This is a genomic window from Caballeronia sp. LZ043 (assembly GCF_031451075.1).
Lineage (GTDB): Bacteria > Pseudomonadota > Gammaproteobacteria > Burkholderiales > Burkholderiaceae > Caballeronia.
In genome coordinates, this window is record NZ_JARUXT010000016.1 from 1 (window position 1) to 26,721 (window position 26,721).

General features: G+C 65.4%; 21 protein-coding genes. 15 read left to right on the top strand and 6 right to left on the bottom strand.

Annotation, left to right across the window (positions count from 1 at the left end; all coding sequences use genetic code 11):
- Positions 1-167 precede the first annotated feature (167 nt).
- Entirely contained in the window at positions 168-1,073 is a 906-nt protein-coding gene (gene dapA / locus QCE64_RS35845; protein WP_310009065.1) for a 4-hydroxy-tetrahydrodipicolinate synthase, read from the top strand.
- On the opposite strand, the gene QCE64_RS35850 is transcribed toward dapA (QCE64_RS35845), so the two are convergent.
- A complete protein-coding gene (locus QCE64_RS35850) occupies positions 1,074-1,901 on the bottom strand; it encodes an IclR family transcriptional regulator (RefSeq protein WP_250510646.1) in 828 nt (275 codons plus the stop codon).
- A gap of 70 nt (positions 1,902-1,971) precedes the next feature.
- On the opposite strand from QCE64_RS35850, the gene proC reads away from it, so the two are divergent.
- The 10 genes from proC to QCE64_RS35900 all read left to right on the top strand — a co-directional run bounded on the left by proC (position 1,972) and on the right by QCE64_RS35900 (position 13,543).
- On the top strand, positions 1,972-2,781 hold the full coding sequence (proC, locus tag QCE64_RS35855; RefSeq protein ID WP_310009068.1) for a pyrroline-5-carboxylate reductase: 810 nt from the start codon (positions 1,972-1,974) through the stop codon (positions 2,779-2,781).
- Positions 2,782-2,808: 27 nt separating this feature from the next.
- Complete coding sequence (locus QCE64_RS35860; protein ID WP_250510644.1) at positions 2,809-3,558, top strand: electron transfer flavoprotein subunit beta/FixA family protein; 750 nt, start codon at positions 2,809-2,811, stop codon at positions 3,556-3,558.
- Between the two features lie 2 nt (positions 3,559-3,560).
- Positions 3,561-4,499: an FAD-binding protein gene (locus QCE64_RS35865; protein WP_310009071.1), complete on the top strand. Its 939-nt coding sequence runs from the start codon at positions 3,561-3,563 to the stop codon at positions 4,497-4,499.
- Between the two features lie 240 nt (positions 4,500-4,739).
- A complete protein-coding gene (locus QCE64_RS35870) occupies positions 4,740-5,363 on the top strand; it encodes a helix-turn-helix domain-containing protein (protein ID WP_309839769.1) in 624 nt (207 codons plus the stop codon).
- A 71-nt stretch (positions 5,364-5,434) separates the two neighbouring features.
- Positions 5,435-6,670 (top strand): ABC transporter ATP-binding protein, encoded by a 1,236-nt coding sequence (locus QCE64_RS35875; RefSeq protein ID WP_310009073.1) that lies wholly within the window; start codon positions 5,435-5,437, stop codon positions 6,668-6,670.
- Entirely contained in the window at positions 6,670-7,572 is a 903-nt protein-coding gene (locus QCE64_RS35880) for an ABC transporter permease (RefSeq protein ID WP_309927926.1), read from the top strand. Before QCE64_RS35875 ends, QCE64_RS35880 begins: the two co-directional genes overlap by 1 nt.
- Positions 7,569-8,390, top strand: coding sequence for an ABC transporter permease (locus QCE64_RS35885; RefSeq protein ID WP_309927924.1), 822 nt, complete (start codon positions 7,569-7,571; stop codon positions 8,388-8,390). The genes QCE64_RS35880 and QCE64_RS35885 overlap by 4 nt, the downstream gene beginning before the upstream one ends.
- 38 nt (positions 8,391-8,428) lie before the next feature.
- On the top strand, positions 8,429-9,460 hold the full coding sequence (locus QCE64_RS35890) for an extracellular solute-binding protein (protein ID WP_310009075.1): 1,032 nt from the start codon (positions 8,429-8,431) through the stop codon (positions 9,458-9,460).
- Between the two features lie 21 nt (positions 9,461-9,481).
- Complete coding sequence (locus QCE64_RS35895; protein ID WP_309927921.1) at positions 9,482-11,533, top strand: hydantoinase/oxoprolinase family protein; 2,052 nt, start codon at positions 9,482-9,484, stop codon at positions 11,531-11,533.
- Positions 11,534-11,542: 9 nt separating this feature from the next.
- Positions 11,543-13,543, top strand: coding sequence for a hydantoinase B/oxoprolinase family protein (locus QCE64_RS35900; RefSeq protein ID WP_310009077.1), 2,001 nt, complete (start codon positions 11,543-11,545; stop codon positions 13,541-13,543).
- Positions 13,544-13,631: 88 nt separating this feature from the next.
- Here QCE64_RS35900 and dapA (QCE64_RS35905) read toward each other — a convergent pair whose 3' ends face one another.
- From dapA (QCE64_RS35905) to QCE64_RS35925, 5 genes are all read right to left on the bottom strand, one after another.
- Positions 13,632-14,537, bottom strand: a complete 906-nt coding sequence (gene dapA, locus QCE64_RS35905; RefSeq protein ID WP_310009079.1) for a 4-hydroxy-tetrahydrodipicolinate synthase — start codon at positions 14,535-14,537, stop codon at positions 13,632-13,634.
- 39 nt (positions 14,538-14,576) lie between these two features.
- Positions 14,577-15,989, bottom strand: coding sequence for an FAD-binding oxidoreductase (locus QCE64_RS35910; RefSeq protein ID WP_310009081.1), 1,413 nt, complete (start codon positions 15,987-15,989; stop codon positions 14,577-14,579).
- Positions 15,986-17,212 carry an alpha-hydroxy acid oxidase gene (locus QCE64_RS35915; RefSeq protein WP_309936063.1) on the bottom strand — a complete coding sequence of 409 codons (1,227 nt, stop codon included), beginning with the start codon at positions 17,210-17,212 and terminating at the stop codon, positions 15,986-15,988. The genes QCE64_RS35910 and QCE64_RS35915 overlap by 4 nt, the downstream gene beginning before the upstream one ends.
- 24 nt (positions 17,213-17,236) lie before the next feature.
- Positions 17,237-18,328: an ABC transporter substrate-binding protein gene (locus QCE64_RS35920; protein WP_250462503.1), complete on the bottom strand. Its 1,092-nt coding sequence runs from the start codon at positions 18,326-18,328 to the stop codon at positions 17,237-17,239.
- A 235-nt stretch (positions 18,329-18,563) separates the two neighbouring features.
- Entirely contained in the window at positions 18,564-19,487 is a 924-nt protein-coding gene (locus QCE64_RS35925) for a LysR family transcriptional regulator (RefSeq protein WP_310009083.1), read from the bottom strand.
- A gap of 145 nt (positions 19,488-19,632) precedes the next feature.
- Between QCE64_RS35925 and QCE64_RS35930 the strand changes: the two genes are divergently transcribed.
- The 4 genes from QCE64_RS35930 (at position 19,633) to QCE64_RS35945 (ending at position 26,422) form a co-directional block, all read left to right on the top strand.
- Positions 19,633-20,661 (top strand): DUF1338 domain-containing protein, encoded by a 1,029-nt coding sequence (locus tag QCE64_RS35930; RefSeq protein ID WP_310009085.1) that lies wholly within the window; start codon positions 19,633-19,635, stop codon positions 20,659-20,661.
- Between the two features lies 1 nt (position 20,662).
- Positions 20,663-23,617, top strand: coding sequence for an FAD-linked oxidase C-terminal domain-containing protein (locus QCE64_RS35935; RefSeq protein WP_310009087.1), 2,955 nt, complete (start codon positions 20,663-20,665; stop codon positions 23,615-23,617).
- An 84-nt stretch (positions 23,618-23,701) separates the two neighbouring features.
- Positions 23,702-25,201, top strand: coding sequence for an aldehyde dehydrogenase family protein (locus QCE64_RS35940; RefSeq protein WP_310009088.1), 1,500 nt, complete (start codon positions 23,702-23,704; stop codon positions 25,199-25,201).
- A gap of 24 nt (positions 25,202-25,225) precedes the next feature.
- Complete coding sequence (locus QCE64_RS35945) at positions 25,226-26,422, top strand: PLP-dependent aminotransferase family protein (protein WP_310009089.1); 1,197 nt, start codon at positions 25,226-25,228, stop codon at positions 26,420-26,422.
- Positions 26,423-26,721 lie beyond the last annotated feature (299 nt).

A 26,721-nucleotide genomic window follows, 5' to 3' on the forward strand; every position in this document is an offset into this window, starting at 1 on the left:
GACGCTGCCCAAGCAGTTCTGGGACGAGACCACGATGCAGATCTCGCCGGTGATCGCCGCTGTCTCGACGCTGCTGTTCGTGTTCATCTCCATTCTGATTTCCATTGCCGACCGCTTGCGTCGTCGAAGCACGGCATCCTGAGCCATTCAAATTTAGAGAAAATCGTATGTCGCTGACGTCTCAATCCTTGCATGGCATCCTGCCCGCGATTCCCACGCCGGTGAATCCGGACGATACCATCCACGTCGATGCCACCCGCGCCTTGCTGCGCTATCTGCTCGAACAGGGCATCGACGGCGTACTGCCGCTGGGCGGCACGGGCGAATACGGCGCGCTGTCGAGCGAGCAGCGCGTGCGCATGGTCGACCTGACCGCGCGCGAAGCAGCGGGCCGCATTCCGGTGATCGCCGGCGTGCTCGATCCGGGATATCACGATGCAATGAAAGCCGCGAAGGACTTCGCCGCCGCCGGCGCCGACGCCTTGCTCGTGCTGACGCCGTATTACACGAACCCGACGCAGGCCGGCATCCGCGATTACTTCCTGCGCTACGCCGACGAATCCCCGGTGCCCATCCTGCTGTACGAAATCCCGTACCGCACGCGTATCGCGATTGCGCCCGAGGTCATTCATGAGTTGTCGAAGCATGAACGCATCATCGGCATGAAGGCGTGCAACACCGACATGTATCACTTCCTGCGCGTAGTCGCGGGCGTCGATGATTCCTTCGCGGTGTTGAGCGGTGAAGACACCTTGTTCCCGCTCCACGTGGCGGCGGGGGCGCGGGGCGGTATCGTCGTGACGGCGTCGCTGTTGCCGACGGCATGGCGCCGTATCTTCGAACTCGCCAGCGCAGGCAAGACGCAGGAAGCGCTCGCGATGCATCGCTCGCTGATCCCGCTGATGAACCTCGCGTTCGCCGAAACCAATCCGGGCCCGATGAAGTCGGTCATGGACCTGATCGGCGTGAATGCGCCGGACATGCTCGCGCCGCTGGTTCGTGCCGACGACACGCTGTCGGGCAACCTGCGCGCCGAGCTGAAGAAGCAGCTGGCGATCTTCGAAGGGCGCTGATCAGCGGCGCGACATCGGCAGCCGCGACTTCGAGATGGAGGTCGCGGCGACCTGTACGTGCTTGACCAGTTCCGCCTCGACACGCTCGATGGTCCAGCGCGTGGTGGGCACCGAGATGTTGACGGCGGCCACAGCGGTGCCGTCATGATCGGTGATCGGCGCGGCCACGGCGATGTCGCCCAGCACGGTTTCATTCTCGATGACGCTATAGCCCCGGCGCGATGCCTGATGCACGCGTTCGAGCAGCTTCTTCTGATCGGTTTCGGTATAGGGCGTCATGCGTTCGAGCGGTGTGCGCGACATGACGGCCTTCAGCTGCTTCTCGGGAAGACGCGAAAGAATGGCGATGCCGGACGCCGTATAAAGCGCGGGAAGACGCGCGCCCAGCGCGATATCCACGTTGAAGAGATGGCGGCCGGGAAAGCGCGCGACAAACACGATCTCATTGCCGTCGATCTCGTGCAGGTTCGTGGTTTCGCCGAGATGACGGCTGATGTCGAGCAAATAAGGCGAGGCTTTATCGATCAGCTCGTTGGCGCGGATGTAGTTATACGAAAACTGCAGGACCTTGGTCGTGAGACGGTAGTCGCGCGTTTCAGGCACACGCGCCAGATAGCCGAGCGCTTCGAGCGTATGAACGATGCGTTGCGCGGCGCTGCGGTCCAGCGACGAAGCCTTGGCGAGATCTGCAAGCGTCATCTGCCGGTTCGGACCGTCGAAGGCGTGCAGCACACGGAAGGTCTTTTCAGCGGAACCGACGAACAGCGAAGAGCGCTCGCCGGATGCTTCGCGCGTGCTGCGCGCAGACGTGGATGATGCCTTGGGCATGGGGCCAATGATTGTATTCCGATGGCTTCGATTGTAGTTCAATCAAAGATGCTTAACTCAGGAAAACGATATGAAAATCGCCTTCATCGGCGCAGGTAATCTCGCTTCGGCTCTGATGGGCGGACTCATTCGACGAGGCGCAACCCCGCATGACCTGCTGGCCGTCGATCCCGACGAAAGCAAGCGGCAAGCAGCCGCGCAGGAACTGGGTGTCGCTACGGCGGAGCGCCTTGCATCGGCGGAAGGCGTCGATGCAGTCGTGCTCGCCGTGAAGCCGCAAATTCTGGAGAAGGTGTGCGCCGCGCTTGCTCCGTTGCTCAAGCGGCAACTCGTCATCAGCGTCGCGGCGGGCGTGCGCATCGCGGATATCTCGCGTTGGCTCGGCGGCTACGCGGCCATCGTCCGGTCGATGCCGAACACGCCCGCGTTGATCGGCATGGGCATGACGGGACTGCACGCGGCGCCAGACGTGACGCCCGACATGCGCGAGCAGGCGAATGCCGTCATGAGTTCGGTGGGCGCTACGCTGTGGGTCGAGCACGAAGCACAACTCGATGCGGTCACGGCAGTGTCGGGAAGCGGGCCGGCCTACGTGTTCTATTTCATCGAATCATTGATCGCTGCGGGCGAAAGCGCCGGGCTCGATGCCGGGCAGGCGCGCACGCTGGCGCTGGAGACGTTCTTCGGTGCATCGGCGCTGGCGCGGCAGTCGGATGAAACGGCGGCAGTGTTGCGCGAGCGGGTGACGTCGAAGGGCGGCACGACGGCGGCCGCGTTGGCCTCGTTCGAACAGTCCGGCATCAAGGAAGAAATCGGGCGCGGCGTGCGTGCGGCACAGGCGCGCTCGGATGAACTGGCCCGCGAACTGGGCGCGCAGTAAAGATAATTTCACTCTCATCTCAAGCTTATGAAAGTTATCGTAACCGTCAAACGCGTGGTGGATTACAACGTGAAGGTGCGCGTGAAGTCGGACAACACGGGCGTGGAACTCGCCAACGTGAAGATGTCGATGAACCCGTTCGATGAAATCGCCGTTGAGGAAGCAGTGCGTCTGAAGGAAGCGGGCATCGCGACTGAAGTGATCGCCGTGTCGTGCGGTGTGACGCAGTGTCAGGAAACCTTGCGCACGGCGCTTGCCATCGGTGCGGATCGCGCGGTGCTGGTGGAGACGGCGGAAGAGCTTCAGCCGCTCGCCGTCGCGAAGATCCTGAAGGCGTTGGTCGATCAGGAAAAGCCTGAGCTCGTCATTCTCGGCAAGCAGGCTATCGATGACGATTCGAATCAGACCGGTCAGATGCTCGCTGCCTTGGCGGGATTGCCGCAAGCGACGTTCGCCTCGAAAGTCGTGATCGCCGATGGCCGCGCTTCTGTCTCGCGCGAAGTGGATGGCGGTGCGGAAACGCTGTCGCTGAAGCTGCCGGCAGTCATCACGACGGACTTGCGCCTGAACGAGCCGCGTTACGTCACGCTGCCGAACATCATGAAGGCGAAGAAGAAGCCGTTGAGCACGATGACGCCTGCCGAACTCGGCGTCGATGTTGCGCCGCGGTTGAAGACGCTGAAGGTCGTCGAGCCGCCGAAGCGCAGCGCCGGTATCGCGGTGCCCGACGTAAAGACCCTGGTCGAGAAGCTGAAGAACGAAGCGAAGGTGATCTGAACATGACGATTCTGGTAATTGCGGAACACGACAACGCGTCGATCAAGGCAGCGACGCTCAATACGGTTGCGGCTGCAACTAAAATCGGCGGCGACGTGCATGTGCTGGTCGCGGGTTCGAACGCGCAAGGCGCAGCCGACGCCGCAGCGAAGATCGCGGGCGTAACGAAGGTGTTGCTCGCCGATGCGCCTCAACTTGCCGACGGCCTCGCGGAAAACGTCGAAGGCACGGTGCTGAACATCGCGAAGGATTATTCGCACATCCTGGCTCCGGCCACGGCCTACGGCAAGAACATCGCGCCGCGGATCGCAGCGCATCTCGACGTCGCGCAGATCAGCGACATCACGGCCGTCGACAGCGCCGACACCTTCGAGCGTCCAATCTACGCGGGCAATGCCATCGCGACGGTGCAGTCGAGCGATCCGATCAAGGTCATCACGGTGCGCGCAACCGGCTTCGATCCAGTCGCAGCAGAAGGCGGCAGTGCAGCAGTCGAGAAGATCGAAGCCGCCGCCGATGCAGGCATCTCGCAGTTCGTGAGCCGCGAAGTGACGAAGCTGGACCGTCCGGAACTGACGAGCGCGCACATCATCGTGTCGGGCGGCCGTGGTCTCGGCAGCGGCGAGAACTACACGAAGACGCTCGAGCCGCTGGCGGACAAGCTGGGCGCGGCGTTGGGCGCATCGCGCGCGGCGGTCGATGCCGGCTACGTGCCGAACGACTTCCAGGTGGGCCAGACGGGCAAGATCGTCGCGCCGCAGCTGTACGTGGCGGTCGGCATTTCGGGTGCGATCCAGCACTTGGCGGGCATGAAGGACAGCAAGGTGATCGTCGCGATCAACAAGGACGCGGAAGCGCCGATCTTCAGCGTGGCCGATTACGGTCTCGTTGGCGATTTGTTCACGGTCGTGCCGGAACTGGTCGCAGCACTCGTCAACTGAAGCCGCAAACCCTCCTCACCCCTGTAGCGATGATCCCGACTTGATGCCCCTCCGGCATGAAGTCTTGATTATTTCTCACGCTACACGCGTTTCTTTCCTCGCCAGAATACTTTCAACACGACGCCGCCGGAGCTCGCCAGGGCCCGCCGGCGCCGGCTGCGCGCGCTCGTTCGCGCGAAACCACCCTCACTTACATACCGAGCAGATGGTATCTGCACGACGCCAGAACGGAGACCGGCCATGACGACGACCGTCGCGAAAAGGCGCACGCAGGCCGACCGCACCGCGCTCGCGCGGGCTGCGCTGGTGCGCTCGGCCATCGCGATCCTGAGCGACCTCGGCTTTGCCCGCGCGACAACCTCGGCCATCGCCGAGCATGCGGGCGTGACCACCGGCGCGCTGCATCACCACTTCCCCACCAAGGAGAGCCTGCTGTTCGCGGTGCTCGACGAACTCACCGAAGAAGCGCTCGCGCTGTTTCGCCAGTTGCGCGATCCGGCGAGCCGTGGCGACGGCGCGGCGCGCGGCATCGTCACGTCGCTGTGGGCGCTGTACGGCAGCCGCCGCTATTGGGCGGTCTGGGAAATCAACATCGGATTGCGGCCGGATCAGGCGCTGCATGAGGCGCTCATCGAGCACCGGACGCGCACGCGCGAACGCATGTACCGCGTGGTCGAGGCGAACCCGTCGCTCAGGGCCGACACGAAGCGCGCACTGACCGAACTGCTGCCGTTCCTGCTCTCGTCGATGCGCGGCATTTTCCTCGACACGTTCTTCGCCGGCCATGAAGCCGAATGGCTGCATCGCCAGCTCGAGCGGCTGATCCATGCGCTCGATCAGGAGATGAAGGCGCTGTCCGCCTAGCCGAACCGCAACATCCCGCGCAACGCCCTTATTTGAATCGCATCACCCCGATCAGGCACCTGGGAGCTCGCATGAATCACCCTAGTCGCGCTACGGCGCATCCGGCGGCAGGCGCCGCGAGAACCGGTTCGAAGAGCCTCGTCCTCGAAGGCGTCAGCAAGCGCTACGGCGGCGTTCAGGCACTCGACACGCTGACGCTCGCCGTGGAACCGGGCGAACTGGTTTCGCTGCTCGGGCCGTCGGGGTGCGGCAAGACGACCACGCTGCGGCTGATCGCGGGCTTCGAGTTTCCCGATACGGGCAGCGTGCGCATCGACGGCGCCGACGTCTCCGCATTGCCGCCGAACAAGCGCGGTCTCGGCATGGTGTTCCAGAACTACAGCCTGTTCCCGCACATGACGGTGGGCGAGAACATCGGCTTCGGGCTGCGCATGGCGGGCGCGAAGAAGGCGCAGATCGCGGCGCAGGTGACGCGCATGCTCGATCTGATTCGCCTGCCGCAGTATGGCGATCGCCGCATCAGCCAATTGTCGGGCGGCCAGCAGCAGCGCGTCGCGCTGGCGCGCGCCATCGTCAATGATCCCTCGGTGCTGCTGCTCGACGAACCGCTCGGCGCGCTCGACAAGAACCTCCGCGAAGGCATGCAGTTCGAGATCCGCCGCATGCAGCAGGAACTCGGCATCACGAGCGTGATGGTCACGCACGATCAGGAAGAAGCGATGACGATGAGCGACCGCGTCGTCGTCATGAGTCACGGGCGCATCCTGCAAAGCGGCGCGCCGCGTGAAGTCTACGACCGGCCGCGCAACCGCTTCGTCGCGGAATTCCTGGGCACGGCGAACGTGTTCGCGTGCCGCGTCAGCGCGCGCAGCGTGCAGTCGATGACCGTGGCCACGCTGCCCGAATCCGGCAACGCTCCGGTCGAGATGACGCTGGACCTGCCGCGCGCGTTGCAGGGCGACTTGCCCGGCACGCTGGAAGTGGCGCTGCGACCCGAGAAGATCGCCATTGATGCGCCCAAGGAAGGCCATATCCGCCTGCGCGGACAGATCGTGCAGCACGTGTTTCGCGGCTCGCAACATTCCTATGAGATCGACGTGCCGGGCCTCGGCCCGCGCATCTACGCCTACGAACAGGCGTTCTCCACCGATCACGCGGGCCATGCGCGCGGCCAGGCGGTGACGGTGTCCTTCGCCCCGCACGACGTGGTCGTGCTCGAACCGGACGGCGCGCCCGCCGCCGCGCCGGATGCGAGCATCGCGCCGGTCACGCAGACCGGGCCGCTGGCGAGCGAAGGAGCGCGCTGATGTCCACGCCCGCCGCCACCGCATCCGCCGCCGCGCCGCAAGGACAGCGGCGCGCCCGCGAGGCCGCGCTGCGCATCGCGCTGCTGTGCGCGCCCGCTCTCGTGCTGCTGATTGTGTTCTTCGCGTTTCCGCTGATCGGCAACGCGCTGCGCAGCCTCGGACTCGACGCGCAGGCTGCGCCGTCGCAGACAAGTCCGTGGTCGAACTACGAGAAGCTGTTCGTCGATCCGTACTACCGTGGCGTGATCGTCGAGACCATCAAGGTGAGCTTCATCGCGACGCTGCTGTGTCTCGCGCTCGGCTATCCGATCGCGCACTTCATGGTGCGCCGCGCGGGACGCCTCGCGATGCCGATGCTGTTCCTGCTGATCGCGCCGCTGCTCACGTCGATCATCATGCGCACGTTCGGCTGGCGCGTGCTGTTCGCGCGACACGGTCCGTTCAATGACCTGCTGATGTGGCTGCATCTGATCGAACGGCCGCTGCGCGTGCTGGGCGGACCGCTTGGCGTATATATCGGCATCGTGCACGTGATGGTGCCGTTCATGGTGCTTTCCATCGTGCCGGTGCTGCGCGGCGTGGACCGGCGTCTCGAAGAGTCGGCGCGCATTCTCGGCGCGGGCGCGGCGCGCACATTTCTGCTCGTCACCTTGCCGCTCGCGATGGAAGGCATTCTCACGGGCTGTGTGCTGGTCTTCATGCTCACGAGCGGCAGCTTCGTGACGCAGTTGCTGCTCGGCGACGGCAGCGTGGTCACGCTTCCGCTGCTGATCTTCCAGCAGTTCTCGCTCACCCAGGATCTCGGCTTCGCCAGCGCGATGGGCAACCTGCTGCTCGTCATCGTGCTTGCGTGCCTGTATGTCCAGTTGCGCGTCGCCGGACGCAACGGAGACGCACGATGATGCGCGCCGGAACCCTCGACAGAATGGCCGCGCGCGCCGGCGCCGGTTCGCTCGTCGTCTTTACTGTGCTGTTCTTCATCGCGCTCATCGCGCCGATCGTGGTGGTGGTGCTGGTGTCGTTCTCGCCGGACGAATCGCTTGCCGTGCCGCTCGGCGGCTTGTCGCTGCGCTGGTATCACCGCTTGTGGGAATACCGCCCGTTCGTCGATTCGCTGTTGACGAGTCTCTACCTCGCGCTCAGCTCGTCGTTCATCGCGATCCTGATCGCCGTGCCTGCGGCGATCGGCGTGGGCCGCAGCAGCGGCCGCGTGGCGACAGCCTTGACCACCTTCCTGCTCGCGCCCATCGCCATTCCCGCGCTGGTGATCGGGCTGTCGCTGCTGTACTTCCTGTCGAACATCGGCATTGGAGTGTCGTTCCTCGCGCTGCTGATCGCGCATACGGTCGTGTCCGTACCCTACGTGATGCGCACCACGCTCGCCACCTACAAGAACACGCACGCGTCCTATCTGGAAGCGGCCTCGGTGCTCGGCGCGGATCGCTGGCAGACCTTCCGCCACGTGACCTTGCCGCTGATCGCACCGGGCATCTTCGCGGGCGCGCTGTTCTCCATTCTCGTGTCGCTCGACAACCTCGGCGTTTCGTATTTCTTCGGCACGGCCAACGTCACGACGCTGCCGGTCGTGATGCTGTCGTACCTGCAAAACCAGTTCGATCCCGCCATCGCCGCGATCAGCACGGTGCAGATGGCGATCACCATTGTCCTGCTGTTGATCGTCGAAAAAACCTACGGCCTGCGCGCGTTGACGACGCAATGAAGCCAGCGCCACACCACCTCACCTGCTACGGAGCCTGAATGAACGTCTCACATGCTGTGCGCGCCACTGGGCTGGCGATCTCGCTTTCCGCCGCCGCGCTGACCGCGCACGCCGCCGACCTGACCGTCACCGCTTACGGCGGTGCATGGGAACAGGCTTATCGCAAGTGCTTCGTGCAGCCCTTCGAGAAGCAGACCGGCAAGTCGGTCGACGTGATTCTCGGCAGCCCGATGCAGTGGATCAACCAGATTGCGGCGAACACGGCGCATCCGCCCATCGACGTGATGATCGGCCTCGTGGACAGCGGCGAGATCGCCCGCCAGAAAGGCCTGGTGGAGCCGATCGACGAAAAGAACGTGCCGAACCTGAAAGACATCAAGCCGAACATGCTCGCGTACGGCAAGGGCTACGGCTTTCCCATCGCGTTCGGCGACTTCGGCCTGATGTACAGCAAGAAGGCCGTGCCGAATCCGCCGAAGACGTGGAAGGAATTCGTCGACGGCACCAACGCCGGCAAGTGGCACGCGGCGCTGCCCGGCATCGCCTATGTGGGCACGGCGCAGGGCTTGATCGGCTTGTTCGCGATGGTGTACGGCGGCAGTCTCGACAACGTGCAGCCGGGTCTCGACGAGATCAAGAAGATGCAGAAGAGCGGCAACGTGACCTTCTACAGCGAACCGAATTCGCCGCTGGTGGCGCTCAAGTCGGGCGATATCGACATGGCCATGTACTTCGACGGCCGCGCCTGGGCCGAGCATGACGCGAGCAATCCGGACATCGGCTATCTGAATCCGAAGCCGGGCGCGGTCGCGTTCCCGACCATGGTGCAGAAGGTCAAGAACGGTTCGCCGCTCGGCTTCCAGTTCATGAACGTGGTGGCGTCGGCGGAAGGGCAGAGCTGCTTCGCCAACCTGATCCAGTATTCGGCCTCGAACAAGAACGTCAAGTACTCGGAGAAAGTGGCGCCGCGCGTGCCGCAGGACAACGACTCGATGTGGCTGCCGTTCGACGTGATCTCGCAGAAGACGCCGCAATGGGTCGAGATGTGGAACAAGCAGATCGGTCGCTGACCGCAACAGAGGATTGAGTTCATGAGCCTGAGAATTGGAGTCGATATCGGCGGTTCCTTCACCGATTTCGCGGTGCTGGACGACGACACGCGCAGTATCCGCACGCTGAAGGTGTTCTCGCGTCCCGACAGTCCCGGCAGCGAAGTGCTGGCGGGCATGGCCGGGTTGATCGAGCGCTATGGCATCGAGGCGCGCGATGTCGCGTACTTCACGCACGGCACGACGGTCGGCGTCAACGCGGTGGTGCAGCGGCGCGGCCTGCGTCTCGCCCTCATCACCACGGAGAAGTTCGAGGACGTGCTGGACATTGCGCGCCTGAAGATCCCCGACATGTATCACCTGCTGTCGCGCCGGCCGGATCCGCTGATTCCGCGCGACCGCGTGTTCGGCGTGAAGGGCCGGCTTGCGGCGGACGGCAGGGAGGAAGCGCCGATCGACAAAGCCAGCGTGCTTGCTGCCATCGAAGGCATTCGCCGCTCGGATTGCGAAGGTGTCGTGGTGTCGCTGCTGCATTCGTATCGCAATCCGCAGCATGAAAAGGACGTGAAGGCGCTGATCGCGAAGCACTATCCAGAGCTGTTCGTGTCGTGCTCGCATGAAGTGTGGCCGATCATCCGCGAATACGAGCGCACCTCCACCGCGATCATCAGCGGCTATGTGCAGCCGAAGGTCGCGGACTATCTGACGCGCCTGCAAGCTGCGCTCGCTGAAGCCGGCGTGCCCGCCGAGCTGAAGGTGACCAAGTCGAACGGCGGCGTGATGAGCGCCGAGAACGGCAAAAGCAACTGCGCGCAGATGATCCTGTCGGGCACGGCGTCGGGCGTGATCGGTGCGGCGTATATCGCGAACCAGTGCGGCATTCGCAACTGCATGAGCCTCGATATCGGCGGCACGACGGCGGACGTCGCGCTGATCGTCGACGGCAAGCCGCAGTACGCGACCGGCGAATACATCGGCGAATTCCAGATTCATATTCCGTCGGTGTCGGTGTCGTCGATTGGTGACGGCGGCGGGTCCATCGCGTGGGTGGACGACTTCGGCGTGTTGAAGGTCGGCCCGCACAGCGCAGGTTCGAATCCGGGTCCGGTCTGCTACGGACGCGGTGGCGAACAGCCGACCATCACCGACGCCTTCGCCGTGATGGGCGTGCTCGGGCAATCGGACCTCGGGTACAACTCGGTGTCGCTGGATCGCGAGGCCGCGCGCCGCGCAATCGGCACGCTCGCCGGGCGGCTCGGCAAGAGCGTCGAGCAGACGGCGGAAGCCATCATCCGCGTGTCCACGTCGAGCATGTATGCGGGCACGAGCCGGCTCGTGTCGCGCTTCGGCATCGACCCGCGCACCTTCACGCTGCTGCCGTTCGGCGGCGCCGGCCCGATGCTCGCGTGCTATCTGGCGCGCGCGCTGAACATGCCGGATGTCACCGTGCCGGTCACGCCGGGCGTGCTGAGCGCGCTGGGCGGACTGATCGCGGACATCAAGAACGACTTCGTCAAGACGACCTACTACGAGCTGAACGAGGCGACGCTCGCGCTCCTCGCGAACGATGCCCGCGAACTGGAGAAGCAGGCGCGCGACTGGATGACGGCGCAGATCGGTCACTCGGAGGGCGTGTCGATCGTCATGACGGCGGACATGCGCTATCGCGGGCAATCGTTCGAGATCGAGACGGCGCTCGATGCCGCCACGATCGCGTCCGGCGATCTCGCCGCAGTGCGCGAAGCGTTCCATCGCGAACATCGTCGCCTGTATGGCCACAGCGACGATCACGCGGGCATTCAGCTGGTGGCGCTGCGGCTGGTGATTTCATCGCCGACGCCGAAGCCCGAGCTCGAACGCATCGCGACGAGCGATGCGGCGCCGGTGCCGGTGCGCGAGATCGACGTGTGGATGGACGACGAAGCGCGCCGCATTCCGCTGTATCGCCGTGCCGATCTGCGCGCGGGCCAGGCGTTCGAAGGCCCGGCAGTGGTCTCGCAAGACGATGCAACCACCTGCGTGCTGCCGGGCTTCTCGGTCACCGTCGATCCGTTCGGCAATCTGGTTCTGACGAATCGCGCAACTCAACATTGAAGACCGATCATGAAATTCGATAAATCGGAACTGCAGATCTTCGCGAACTACTGCGTCGCGGCGGCCGAGAGCATGGCTTATACGCTGGTGCGTACCGCGCACTCGACCTTCGTGAAGGAAACCGAGGACTTCTCGTGTGCACTGGCGAGCGTGGACGGCCTGACCTTCGCGTCGCCGCGCACCTTTGGCGCGACGTGGTATGTCGGTCTGGATTACGGTCCGGTGATCCGTTCGTTCACGGACTACAAGCCCGGCGACGTGTGCATGACCAACGATCCGTACAGCGGTTACGTGGCGACGCACACGCCGGACGTGGTGATGTGGAAGCCGGTGTTCTACGAAGGCGAGATCATCTGCTTCGTGTCGGGGCACATTCATAACACCGACATGGGCGGCGCCGTGCCGGCATCGCTGTCGCGCACGCTGACGGAGATCCATCAGGAAGGCATCCGCTTTCCGCCGACGCGCGTGGTGGACGGCGGCGTGGTCAACGAGACGCTGCTGTCGTGGATGATGGCAAACGTGCGCGCGCCGGATCAGAACATCGGCGACTTGAAGGCGCAGATCGCGTGTCTGACGACGGGCGAGCGGCGCGTGCTGGAGATCGTCGAGCGCTTTGGCGTCGAGGCGTTCAAGGCGGGCATTGGCCAGTTGCTCGATTACTCGGAGAGCCAGGCGCGCGCGGTGGCGCGCACGATTCCGGATGGCAAGTACTTCTTCGCCGATTACGTCGATGAAGACGCCGTCGGCGGCAAGCCGATGCGCATTGCACTGACGCTGACCGTCGATGACGGCCTGCTCGGCTTCGACTTTTCCGGCAGCGATCCGCAACTGACGTCGTCGATGAACGTGCCGACCGGGAATCATCCGCGTCACGCGCTGTTGCTGGTCGCGCTCAATTACGTGCTGTATTCGCTGAACCCGGACATCCTGCTCAACGCGGGGATGTTGCGTATCGCGACCTGCGAGATGCCGCTCGGCAGCGTGCTGAATCCGGTGCCGCCCGCCGCGGTGGGCATGCGTACGCTGACGTGCGTGGTCGTGCAGGCGGCGGTGTTCGGCGCGTTCGCGCAGGCGCTGCCGGAGCGCATGCCGGCCTGCCCGGCGTCGAGCGTGTGTCTGCTCAACGTCAAGACCACCGACACGGCGGGCCGCACCATCATGGCTTCGCTGGGTCCGGTGATGGGCGGTGCGGGCGGTGCATCGGCCGGCGACGGCTCGGATGCGTCAGGCGCGAACATGGCGTTCCTGCGCAACACGCCGGTGGAGATCAACGAAGCCGAAGTGCCGATCCGTATTCTCGAATACGGCCTCGTCGGCGACAGCGGCGGGGCGGGTCAGTATCGCGGCGGGTTGGCCATCGCGATGGAGTTCAAGGTCTTCGCACCGAACACGCTGATCACGGCGCGCAATCGCGACCGCACGCTGTTTGGCTCGTGGGGCATCAAGGGCGGCATGGCGGGTCGCACGTCGGTGTTCAAGCGCAATCCGGGCACGGCGCGCGAGCAAGTGCTCGGCAACACGGACCTGGTAGCCTGCGAGCCGGGCGATGTGATCCGGCTCGAAGGCAATGGCGGCGGCGGTTACGGCGCGCCGACGCTGCGTGCGGCCGAAGCAGTGGAACGCGATGTCCGGCGTGGTCATGTGTCGGCGCAGCAGGCTCGTGAGTTGTATGGCGTGGTGATCGCGAATGGCGCGCTGGATGTGCAGGCTACCGCTGCGCTGCGTGCCGGGATGGGCACGGAGCGGAAGCTCGACGATGGCTTCTTCGACTACGGTCCGAACCGTCGCGCGCATGAAGCCGTGTGGACGCGCGAGCGCTATGCGGTGCTGTGCGAATACCTGGAGTCGGTGTCCATCGGCTGGCGCTTCTTTTTGAAGCATCAGATGTTCGAGCGTCTGGCGGCGCGCGGGGAGGTCGCGACGGGCGTGGAGATCGTGCATGCGGTGTTCGCGGAACTCGTGGCGGAGTTTCCGGCGCTGGGGGCGGGGGAGAAGCGGGCGGCTTGAGCGCCGCGTCTTGCACCAGCAGTAAAAGCAACGGGCCCGGTTCGATGAACCGGGCCCGTTTTATTTGGAGGGTGTCAGATTGATGCGCCTACGGCAACCACCCTTTCGGCAACCCCGCCAGCGCCTCCTTCATCCGCGCCACCGTCGCCGCCGCCGGTTCCACGAGCGGCAATCTCACCGGCCCCAAGCCATCGCCGAGCAGTTCAAACGCCTTCTTCGCCGGACCCGGATTGGTCTCGCTGAAGATCGCATCGAGCATCGGTGCAAGCATTGCATGTTCACGCAGCGCGGTCGCCGCATCACCATTTGCGGCACTCGCATGAATCCGCGCCCACGCCTTCGGCAACAAACTCGCCGACGTCAGAATGCCGCCCACCGCGCCCAGCAGCACGTGATGCACATACAGCAGGTCGTCGCCGCTGAGGATCGCCATGTCCTTGCCCGCCAGCGCCACCGTCCGCGCAAACGCATTGAGATCCGTGTTGCACGCCTTCATGCCGATGATCGTGCCATCTTCCTTCGCCATCGAGGCGATGGTGGCGGGCGGCGTTGCATAACGCGTGCGCGCCGGGATGTCGTACAGCAGCAGCGGCACGCCCGCCGCATCGCGATAGCGCTGGAAATATGCTCTCACGCCAGCGTCGCTCGGCGTGACGTAGAACGGCGTAACCAGCAGCAGCGCCGCCGCGCCCGCATCGACGAAAGCCTGGCCGGCATCGAGCGCTTCCGCATAGCCCGGCGACACCACGCCCGCGACCACCGGCACGCGGCCACGCGCCGCTTCCACGGTCGCGCGCACGACCAGCGTGCGTTCAGCCGGCGAGAGCGCCGTATATTCGCCGGTGCCGCCCACCGGCACGAGGCCGGTCGCGCCATTGGCGATCAGCGTATCGACCAGTGCATGCAGACGTTCCGTATCGATTGCGCCATCCGCCGTGAACGGCGTCGGGAAAGCGGGGTACATGCCCTTGAGGGCGGAGACTTCGAGTGTCATCGGTGAGAGTCCTGTGAAAGCCTTGAACAGCAGCGCGCGTCAGAGCAGCTTGCCGGGATTCATCCGGCCATCCGGATCGAGCGCGCGCTTCACGGCGCGCATCATGTCGAGTTCAACCGCGCTCTTGTAGTGCGAGAGTTCATCGCGATGCGCGCGGCCGATGCCATGCTCCGCGCTGATGCTGCCGCCGAACTCCACGGCGGCGTCGTTGACGATCTTGCCGATCGCATCGACGCGAGCGTCGCGGTCCTCGACCTTCGCCCATACCGAATGCGGGAACAGCACGATCGAGTGAATGTTGCCGTCGCCCACGTGCCCGACATAGAGAAAGCGCGCGCCTTCCACCAGTCCCGCTTCGTTCAGCCTGACTTCGGTCTGCGCGAGGCACGCGGGAATCTGCGAGATGGGCAACGAAATATCGTGCGTGACGCTCGTACCGAAGCGCACGTTGGCCTCGGACACGATATGCCGGATATGCCACAACGCCGCGGCCTGCGCTTCGCTCGCGGGCAGCGCGGCATCCAGCGCGATGCCTTCCTCGAGCGCCGCGCCGATCACGTCTTCGAGCATCGCCTGCAACGGCGCGTCGTGCGCGGCATCGGCGAGTTCGATCATCAGCACCCACGGCGACCGGCCGTCGAGCGGATCGCGCGTGTCGGGCACTTCCTGATAGACCACGTCGAGCTGGCTGCGCGACATCAGTTCAAACGAAGTCAGCGCGTCGCCGCAGGTGGCGCGGCAACGCGACAGCAGTTCGATGGCGGCATCGGCGGAATCGAGCGCGACCCATGCCGTGGCATGCGAACGCAGCGCGGGGAACAGCTTGAGCACGGCAGCGGTCACCACGCCGAGCGTGCCTTCTGCGCCGATGAACATCTGCTTCATGTCGTAGCCGGTGTTGTCCTTGCGCAGGCCGCGCAGGCCGTCCCAGACGCGGCCGTCCGGCAGCACCGCTTCGAGGCCGAGCACCAGCGCGCGCATGTTGCCGTAGCGCAGCACGGCGGTGCCGCCCGCGTTGGTCGAGATATTGCCGCCGATCTGGCACGAGCCTTCGCTCGCGAGCGACAGCGGAAACAGCCGGTCCACCGACGCCGCCGTTTCCTGGATCTGTTGCAGCGTGCAGCCGGCTTCGACGGTGAGCGTGTCGTTGCGCGTGTCGATCTCGCGGATCTTGCTCATGCGCGCGAGGCTGACGATGATGCTGTCGCCCGCTTCGGACGGCGTCGCGCCGCCCACGAGGCCGGTGTTGCCGCCTTGCGGCACCACGCTCACGCCAAGCTCCGCGCACAGTTGCATCACCTGCGCGACCTGCGCGGTGTCCGCGGGCTTGACCACGGCGCGCGCCTTCCCGTGATAGCGGCCGCGCCAGTCGGTGAGCATCGGTTCGGCGTCGGCGAGGTCCACGAGGCCCTTCGGCCCCACGATATGCAGCAGCGATTCGATCAGATTCATGATTGGACCAGCTTGGGTATGACAGTGACGTTGGGTTTGCCGGTCGCAGCCGCAGTGCCGGGCCGCGCGCCCGAGATGCGCTCGGGCAGCGTGTCGATGCCGGGGCTGCCGAGCAGCGTCATGGTCGTCACGATTTCATCGAACAGCAGCGACAGCACGTGCGCGACGCCCGCATCGCCGCGTGCCGCGAGGCCATACAGCGGCGCGCGGCCGAGCAGCACGCCGCGCGCGCCGAGCGCCACGGCCTTGACCACGTCGGCGCCGCGCCGCACGCCCGAATCGAGGTAGACATGCAGCGCATCGCCGACCGCATCGGCCACGGCGGGCAGCACGTCGAGCGGCGCATGCGCGCCTTCCAGCTGGCGGCCGCCATGATTCGACAGCACGATGCCGTCCGCGCCGTGCTGCTGCGCGAGACGCGCGTCATCGACAGTCAGGATGCCCTTGACGAGCAGCGGCCCGTTCCAGTGCTTGCGCAGCCACGCGATGTCCGACCACGCCAGCGACAGATCCATCTGGCGCGCCAGCGCGGCCGCCTGACGTTGCAGATCGGGCGCTTCGCCGAGACTGCGGGCCAGGTTGACGAGTTGCGGCGTGCCCTGGCGCGCCATCTGCAACGCCCAGTGCGGATGCCGCAGCAGATCGAGGATCAGCTTCGGCGTGATCGGCAGCGGCAGGCGGTAGTTGTTGTGAATATCGTGATCGCGGCGGCCATGCACGGGCGTGTCCACCGTGACGAGCAGCGTCGTGTAGCCCGCTTCCGACGCGCGCCGCATGATGCTCTCGGCGATCCGGCGATCCTTCTGCACGTACAGCTGCATCCACAGCTCGCCGTCCGGCGCGGCGGCGCGCACGTCTTCGAGCAACGACGTGGACGCGCTCGACAGCGCGAACGGCACGCCGCGCGCGGCAGCAGCGCGGGCCAGCGTTTCATCGGCCTTGGGCCAGAACAGGCCGTTCAGTCCGGTCGGCCCGACGACCATCGGCGCGGCGGACGCGTAGCCGAACAACTGCGCGGCCGGCGAGACGTGCGAGACATCGACCATCGCGCGCGGGGCGAAATGCACATCGGCAAACGCGGCGCGGTTGCGCGCCAGCGTATGGCCGTCTTCGGCGCCGCCGTCGAGATAGTCGAAGGCGATCTTCGCCAGCCGCCGTCGCGCGGCCTCACGGTAATCGGCGACGTTGGCGAAGCCCTGCGTTGAAGAATAGAAAAGACTCATTGCATCGTGATGGTTCGACGCGGGTTAGCGCAGCACCCAGTCGTTGAAACGCTCGATCGCGACATCCTGATGCGCCGGCCAGTACGACGGGTCGATACGCACGCCGCGCTTCAGATTGTCCGGGAAGGTCGGCAGGTTCTTCGCGCGCTTCGCATCAATGTACTGGAACGCGTCCGGATGCGTCGGCCCGACCGCCAGCGCGCTCGCGACTTCCGCCTGGCGCTTCGGGTCCGCGCAGAACGCGACGAACTGGCGGCAGGCATCGACATTGTCGCCGCCCTTCATGATGCCGAACCCTTGCGGACCGTAGATGTGACCGTCCCAGGCAATCGCGAGCGGCGCGCCCGCATCGATGGCGGGCAGCACGCGCGCCAGCCAGCTCGACGCCATCGCCACTTCGCCCGACTTGAGCAACTGCTCGCACTGCGCGCCCGTGGTCCACCAGATGTCGATGTTCGGCTTCACGCGGTCGAGGCTCTTGAACGCCTTGTCCAGATCGCACGGATAGACGCTGCTCGGCGGCGTGCCGGCGGCCATCAGCGCTTCTTCGATGGTGTCGAACGGGAACTTGCGCAGCGCGCGGCGGCCTGGGAACGCCTTGGCATCCCACAGGTCGGCCCAGGATGCGGGCGTCTTGCCGCCCTTGAAGGCGTCCGAGCGATAGGTCATCACCGTCGTGTAGACGTTGTGGCCGATTGCATACTGGTCGCGGAACTGCGCGGGAATCTTCGCGACGGCTGCGTTGCCGTCGAGATTGACAGGCTCCAGATAGACCTTGTCCTTGCGCGACAGAAGGTACACGGCCGGGAAGCTCAACTCGGCCATGTCCCAGGTCTTCGCGCCCGTCTCGACGATGCTCTTGATCTGCGCGGTCGGTTCAGCGCCCGAGGCCACGCCCACCACTTCGATGCCCGTCGCCTGCTGGAACGGCTTGTACAGCGTGCGGGTGTAGATGTCGGTGTAGACCCCGCCCGAGTCGCGCACCACGAGGCGCTTCGAAGCGGCTTTCGCCGAGGTCCAGATGGCAGGCATCGCAAGTCCGGCCGCGCCGGCTACGCCGAGTCGGATGAAGTCGCGGCGCGAAGCGGTGGAAGGTTTCTTTTGGTCGTTTGCCATGTGGGTCCCCGAGGTGCGAAAACGGGCGCCGCGCGCACAGGCAATGCACGCGCGGCGCCCCGAGAGTGATGGTCTGGCGGCTCGCCGCGCCTCATCAACGCATTCGACGCATTCGACGCATTCGACGCATTCGACGCATTCGACGCATTCGACGCGCCTCGCCAGCGTGTACTCATGATCGATCAGACGTAACGCTTAGCCAAACGAGATAAAAGCACCACATGATGCGAAATGCTCAAGACCTTGCGGGCTTGCAGTCGTCGTCGGCGGTGTATTCGCTGGCCTGCTTCAGCAGCCATTCGCGGAACTTCTCCAGCGGCTTGCCATGGCTGAGTTCGGTCGGATAGACGAGGTAGTAGGCGGAGTCGGCCTTGATGCTCGCCTCGAAGGGCACGATCAGCCCGAACTGTTCGAGCTGCCCGCTCACCAGGAACTTCGGCACCAGCGCGACGCCCAGGCCCGCTGCGGCCGCGCTGATCGCCATGGTGTGCAGCTCATAGCGCATGCCGTGCATGGTGCTCGCGTCCTCCACGCCGAGGCTCGCGAACCAGCGGGTCCAGTCGTCCGGCCGCGTGGTGGAGTGCAGCAGCGGATACGCGAGCAGTTCATGCACGTGCCCGATGGGCCGCTCCAGCAGCGATGCCTTGCACACCGGCACCACTTCCTCGCCGAACAGATAGTCCGCCGTGGTGCCGGGCCAGGTGGGCTTGCCATAGTGAATGGCGGCTTCGAAGTGCGACTCGGCAAAGGAGAACGCATCCGTGCGCACGCCCATGTTGACGCGCACGTCCGGCGCGCATGCGTAGAAATCGCCGATGCGCGGAATCAGCCACTGCGACGCGAACGTGGGCAGCACGGCCAGCTCCAGATAACCGCCGCCGCTGCCGTGCGCGATGATGGAGAGCGTGTCGCGGTCCAGCTGTTCGAGCGAGCGCCGCACCTGCGTGCCGTAGATGCGGCCCGCGCGCGTCAGCACCACGCGTTGCTTGGCGCGCACGAACAGGCGCACGCCGAGATTCGATTCGAGCGTGGCGATCTGACGGGAGATCGCGCTCTCCGTGAGGAACAGTTCCTTGGCCGCGTGCGTGAAGCTTTCATGGCGCGCGGCGGCTTCGAAGGCGAGCAGCGCGCCCATGTTGGGGATCTTGAACTTGCGCATGGTGATTCCAAACACTCATCAAGTCACAATTTAATCTCGCTTTACGCGCGGCACAACGATTAAAAATAATGCGGCCTTGCCGTTGCGGCTCCGCCACCGTGCGTGAAGGCCCGCGGCCAACGTCCAACCGCGATACCAGGCGACCATGCGAAATACGAATATCGAAAGCCTGCTCGAGCGTCTGCTCGGCTCCGAGAAGACGGGCTTGCTCTTCAAGACCCTGAACGCCCCCTCGATCCTGAACGACTGGGAACCCGGCACCGTCACGCGCGCCGAACTGGCCCAGGCGATGAACATGGCGCTCTTCGAAGGCCTGCTCGCGCGTTCGCCGAACGGCCGTACTTATACCGATGAAACCATCGCCAACGGCGGCTCCGTGTATTTCGACCACGGCGCGCTGCGCACCGTGCGCTGGCCGCAGAACGGCGGCTTGCCGCCGGGCGAAGCCGCGTTCACCCGCATTCTCCGGCCGCTCGGCTTCCGGCTGAACGGGCGCTATCCGCTCGACAAGCTCGGCATGACCGGCCGTTCCTATGCCCATGAAGACGCGCCCGACGAGATCGCGCAGTTCTTCGTGAGCGAACTGCATCCCGAGCGTTTCTCGGAGACCTTCCAGCAGGCCGTGACGAATGTGGTGGGCGCATCGCGCGATCCGCTCACGCCGCTGGCGGTGGCGCAACTGTCGGAACTGGAGCGCGACGGCTCGCTGCCCATTGACGCGGCGCACCAGCTGCTGCCGGTGATCGTCGGCGCATTCGAGCGTCAGCACGACCTGCCCATGCTGGCCGACTATGAACTGCTGCTGGCAGAATCGGCGGAAATGGCGTGGATCGCCACCGAGGGCAACGGCTTCAATCACGCGACCGACCGCGTCGCCGACGTGTTCCAGCTCTCCGACGACGAAAAGGCCAAGGGCCGTCCGATGAAGCCCGAAGTCGAACGCTCGCGTTCCGGACGCGTGTTCCAGACGGCGTATCGCGCGGACACGGTCGAGCGCATGTTCCGCACCGCCAATGGCGACACGGTCACGCGCAAGGTGCCGGGCTCGTTCTACGAATTCATCACGCGCAAGCGCGAGTTCGACCGTGCGGCCCGCGCCTGGGTCACCGACCTGCGCTTCGATGCCGGCAATGCGCAAGGCATCTTCAAGATGACGGCCAGCGCGGCGAAGTAAGGTGAGCGCGCAGCCGTATGCGGCGGATGCCGCCCAGTTGCAGTCGCTGCAACGCGGCCTCGCGGCCGCGTTGCGCGGCGAAGTGCGCTTCGATGCCGGCGCGAAGGCGCTCTATGCGTCGGATGCGTCCAATTACCGGCAGGTGCCGCTGGGCGTCGTGGTGCCGCGCGATGTCGATGACCTCGCGCACGCGCTCGAACTGTGCCGTCAGCATGACGTGCCGTTCCTGACGCGCGGCGGCGGCACGTCGCAGAACGGACAGTGCGTGAACGTCGCGGTGGTGGCCGACGCGAGCAAGTACGTGAACCGGGTCGTGTCGATCGATCCCGAGGCGCGCACGGCGATCGTCGAGCCGGGCGTGATCTGCGACACGCTGCGCGATGCGGCGGGCGCGCATGGCCTGACGTTCGGTCCGGACCCGGCGACGCACAGCCGCTGCACGCTCGGCGGCATGATCGCCAACAACTCGTGCGGCGCGCATTCGGTGATGGCGGGCAAGACCGCCGAGAACGTCGAAGCGCTGGAAGTGCTCACGTATGACGGCGCGCGCTTCTGGACCGGTCCGACGTCGCCCGATGAACTCGACCGCATCATCGCGGATGGCGGGCGGCAGGGCGAGATCTATCGGCAGTTGCGCGATCTGCGCGACCGCTATGCCGACGCAATTCGCCGCGAGTTTCCGCAGATCCGCCGCCGCGTGTCCGGCTTCAATCTCGATCAATTGCTGCCGGAGAACGGCTTCAACGTCGCGCGGGCGCTGGTGGGCACGGAAGGCACGTGCGCGGTGACGCTGCGCGCGAAGGTGCGGCTCGTGCACAGTCCGGCGAGCCGCGTGATCCTCGTGCTCGGCTTCGCGGATATCTTCGTCGCGGCGGATGGCGTCGCGCATTTCGAGCGCTTTGGTCCCATCGCTATCGAAGGGCTGGATCGCGGCATCATTCGCGGCCTGCAGGCGCGTGGCCTCAAGACCGATGAAATCGCGCTGCTGCCGGAAGGCGACGCGTGGGTCGTGCTCGAATTCGGCGCCGATACGCCCGCCGAAGCTCGCGCGCAGGCCGAAGAAGCGCGCGCGTTCTTCCTGTCCGGCGCGGGTGGCGAGGGTGTGACCGGTTTCGTCGTCGAGGAGAAGGCGAAGCAGGCGCTGATCTGGTCGATCCGCGAGACGGGTGCGTCGGCGGTGGCGTTGTCGGTGGATCCGTCGAAGCCGGACCCGATCATCGGCTGGGAGGATGCGGCGGTGGATCCGCTGCGCCTCGGCGATTATCTGCGGCGCTTCCAGGCGCTTGTGGACCGTCATGGCTACGAGACCTGCCTGTACGGCCATTTCGGCGATGGCTGCGTGCACGCGCGCATCACCTTCGATCTGCGCAGCGCGGAAGGCGTGCTGGTATGGCGGCGTTTCCTGCGCGAGGCGGCGGAACTGGTCGTGGAATTCGGCGGCTCGCTGTCGGGCGAACATGGCGACGGCCAGGCCAAGGCCGAGTTCCTGCCGATCATGTACAGCCCCGACATCATCTCGGCGATGGAGCAGTTCAAGGCCATCTGGGACCCGGCGCAGCGCCTGAATCCGGGCAAGGTCGTGAACGCCTATCGCGCCGACGAAAACCTGCGCATGGGCCCCGCGTACAAGCCCGTGCAGTTGCAGACGAAGCTCACCTTCCGCAGTCCCGAAGGCGACGGCATGCAGCGCGCGGTGGAGCGGTGCATCGGCATGGGCAAGTGCCGCTCGCTCGATGGCGGCACGATGTGCCCGAGCTTTCGCGGCAGCCGCGAGGAACGCCAGTCGACGCGCGGTCGTGCGCATCTGCTGTGGGAGATGCTGCAGGGCGACGTCATCAAGGACGGCTGGGACAGCGTCGAAGTCAAGGAAGCGCTGGACACGTGTCTTGCGTGCAAGGGCTGCCGCAGCGACTGTCCGACGCATACCGACATGGCCTCGTACAAGGCCGAATTCCTGTCGCATCACTATGCCCGCAGGCGGCGTCCGCGTCAGGCGTGGTTCATGGGGCGCATCGGGCAGTGGGCGCCGTTTGCCGCGCGCGCGCCGTGGCTCGCCAATCTCGCGACTTCGTTCCGGCCGCTTGCGCCGGTGAGCAAATGGATCGCCGGCGTGGCGAAGGATCGCGCGTTGCCGGTGTTCGCGCCGCGCACCTTCCGTGCGACGGCGGCGGCGCAAGGCCATCGCAATGCCGCGAAGCCGACGCGCAAGGTGCTCTTCTGGGTCGATACCTTCAACGACCACTTCACGCCGGATGTGGCGCACGCCGCAAGCGACGTGCTGGCCGCGCTGGGCTATGAGGTCGTGCTGCCGAAGAAGCGTCTGTGCTGCGGCCGTCCGCTGTACGACTACGGCTTGCTCGACGAAGCGCGCGCGATGCTGCGCGAAGTGCTCGACACCTTCGCCGACGAGATCCGCGCGGGCACGCCCTTGGTTGGTCTGGAGCCGGGCTGCCTGTCGGTGTTCCGTGACGAACTGGTCAAGCAGCTTCCCGATGATCCGCTCGCGCATCAATTGGCGCGCCAGACCTTCATGTTCTCGGACTTCGTCGCCGATGCCGACTTCGACTGGCCGACACTCGACGCCGACGTGCTGCTGCACGGCCATTGTCACCAGAAGGCGCTGTTCGGCATGAAGAAGGAAACCGCGCTGCTCGGTCGACTCGGCGTGCGCTGGAAGCTGCTCGATACCGGCTGCTGCGGCATGGCCGGTTCGTTCGGCTTCAACGCGGACCATTACGAGCTTTCGATGAAGATCGGCGAAGACAAGCTGTTGCCGCTCGTGCGCGCGGCGCAGCAGGACACGCTGATCGTCACCAACGGCTTCAGTTGCCGCGAGCAGATCGCGCACGGCGCGCAACGGCACACGCTGCATGTCGCGCAACTGCTGCAACGCGCGCTGCAACACGGCACGCGCAAGGCTGCGCCACAGCGCGAACTCACTTCGCTTGATGCGTGAAGCGCATCAAGTCCTGCAATTAACTCGCTTGAGCCCGGTTGCGCGCACTCGCACAATCGGGCCAGTTCCACTGGAGATCCATCCTTGAAAGCTTCCACCATTCTTTCCGATCTGGGCATCGCGCGTCTGGCCGAAGAAGGCGATATCGTCGTGCGCTCGCCGATCGACGGCGCCGTTGTCGGCCATGTGCAGAGCCACACGCAAGCGCAAGCCGATGCCGCGCTCGCCGCCGCGAAGACCGCCAGCGAAGCCTGGCGCAACGTGCCCGCACCGCGCCGCGGCGAACTCGTGCGCCTGCTCGGCAACAAGCTGCGCGAGAAGAAGGAAGCGCTCGGACGCATCATCACCCTGGAGACCGGCAAGATTCTTCAGGAAGGCATGGGCGAAGTGCAGGAAATGATCGACATCTGCGACTTCGCGGTCGGTCTCTCGCGGCAGCTGTACGGCCTGACCATCGCGTCGGAGCGTCCCGGCCATCGCATGGCGGAATCGTGGCATCCGCTCGGCGTCTGCACCGTGATCTCGGCGTTCAACTTCCCGGCGGCCGTGTGGTCGTGGAACGCGGCGCTCGCGCTCGTGTGCGGCAATGCCGTGATCTGGAAGCCGTCGGAGAAGACGCCGCTGACCGCGCTTGCCGTGGACCGCATTCTCGAAGACGCGCTCGCCGAATTCGGCGACGCACCCAAGGGCCTCACCTGCGTCATCAACGGCGGCCGCGAGATCGGTGCGCAACTCGTCGCGGACCCGCGCTCGTCGGTCGTCAGCGCGACGGGCAGCACGGAGATGGGCCGCACGGTTGGCATCGAAGTGGCGAAGCGCTTCGGCCGCTCGATCCTCGAACTCGGCGGCAACAACGCGGGCATCGTGACCGGCACCGCCGACAGCGAACTCGCGCTGCGCGGCATCCTGTTCTCGGCGGTCGGCACAGCGGGCCAGCGCTGCACGACGCTGCGCCGCCTGTTCGTGCACGAAAGCGTGTATGAGCAGACCGTCGCGCGTCTGAAAACGCTTTACAGCAAGGTCGCCATCGGCGATCCGCTCACGGCCGGCACGCTGATGGGTCCGCTGATCGACGCGCAATCGTTCGAGCGCATGCAGGCCGCGCTTGCACGGGCGAAGGACGAAGGCGGCACGGTGACGGGCGGCGAGCGTCATGTCGTGGCGGGCCGCGAGAACGGTTACTACGTGCGTCCGGCCATCGTCGAGATGCCGTCGCAGACCGCGGTGATGCTGAGGGAAACCTTCGCGCCGATTCTCTACGTGATGAAGTACCGCGAATTCAGCGAGGCGATCGAAGCGAACAATGCGGCGTCGCATGGCCTGTCGTCGTGCGTGTTCACGACCGATCTGCGCGAGGCCGAGCGTTTCCTCTCGGATTCGGGCAGCGATTGCGGCATTGCCAACGTGAACATCGGGCCGAGCGGTGCGGAGATCGGCGGCGCGTTCGGCGGCGAGAAGGAAACCGGCGGCGGCCGCGAGTCCGGCTCCGACGCATGGAAGGGATACATGCGCCGCGCCACCAACACGGTCAACTATTCGTCCGCGTTGCCGCTGGCTCAGGGCATCGACTTTTCGATCGAATGAGCCGCGCGTTCCGGAGCCATCATGATGTACGACTTCACTGAGCCGTTCCGGAACCCCGGCGGCTCGCCGATCCGCGAGTTGTTCAAGTATCTCGGCGAGCCGGGGATGATCTCGCTCGCGGGCGGCCATCCGGCGAGCGATCTGTTCGATACCGACGGCTTGCAGCGCGCCGCCGCACAAGCGTGGACGCAGCCCGCACGCTGCCTGCAATACGGTCCCACCGATGGCCTGCCCGAGCTCAAGGACGCACTCGCGCAGCTCATGCAGCAACGCGGCGTGACGGTGCCTGCGGATCAATTGATGGTCACGACCGGCTCGCAACAGGGCTTCGATCTGTTGCTGCGCGTGCTGGTCGCCCCCGGCGATGCCGTGCTCACCGAGCAGCCCGCGTATCCCGCCACGTTGCAGGCGCTGAAGATGCAGCAGGCGCGCATCGTCACGGTGCCGGTGGATGCGCAAGGGCTGGATGTCGCACGGCTCGCGGCGATGCTCGAAAGCGGCGAGGCGGGACGGCCGAAGCTGCTCTACACCGTGCCAACGTTCGCCAATCCGACAGGCGCGACGCTGTCGCTCGAACGTCGCAAGGCGCTTGTCGAACTGGCGGTGAAGCATGGCTTCATCATCGTTGAAGATGAACCTTATGCCGACCTGCGTTTTGCCGGCGAGGCCTTGCCTTCGCTGCTGAAGGTGGCGCAGGACATCGACGGCGGACGTGAGCGCGTCGTGTACTTCGGCAGTCTGTCGAAGGTGGTGGCGCCGGGGATACGGATTGGCTGGACCGTCGCGCCAGCGGACATCGTGCGGCGCTGCACCGTCGCCAAGCAGACTGCCGATCTGTGCAGCGCGCCGTGGATGCAGGCGATCGCCGCCGCGTATCTCGCCCAGGGCGCGCTGACGGAACACTTGCCGCGCATCGCGGAGCAGTATCGGCGCAAGTGCGAGGCCCTGTGCGATGCACTCGATGCACAGCTCGCGGGCGCGCTGCAATTCCAGCGGCCTGAAGGCGGGATGTTCGTCTGGGCGCGCATGGACGGTGTCGATTCATCGGAACTGCTGAAGCATGCGATTGCGCAGAAGGTGCTGTTCGTGCCAGGCAAGGCCTTCTATGCCGATCACATCGATGCCGCTGCTTTCCGTCTGTCGTTCGCCGCGCCGGGTATCGGCGAGATAGGTGAAGCGGCGGCGCGGCTTGCGCGTGCGCGCGAGGCGTTGCTGGGCTGAAGCTGACACTATTCGCAAATGAAAGCGCCGGGTATTGTTCCCGGCGCTTTCGCTCGTCCATGTTTCAGCATGAGGCTTTGTGCTGGCGCCGCTCGTGAATTCGGCGCCTGATTTGACAGCGCGACTGCGTGAGGAACTCGTCCGGCAACTGGACATCTTCGAGACGGCGCGCTGAGTTTTTGTTCAAGGAAGTGACCTGTATGGCAACCATCAATCTCCAGATCAGCGGTCTGTGCAAGCGTTATGGCGACTTCGTCGCGCTCGCGCCGACCGATCTTGACGTCGCACAGGGCGAGTTC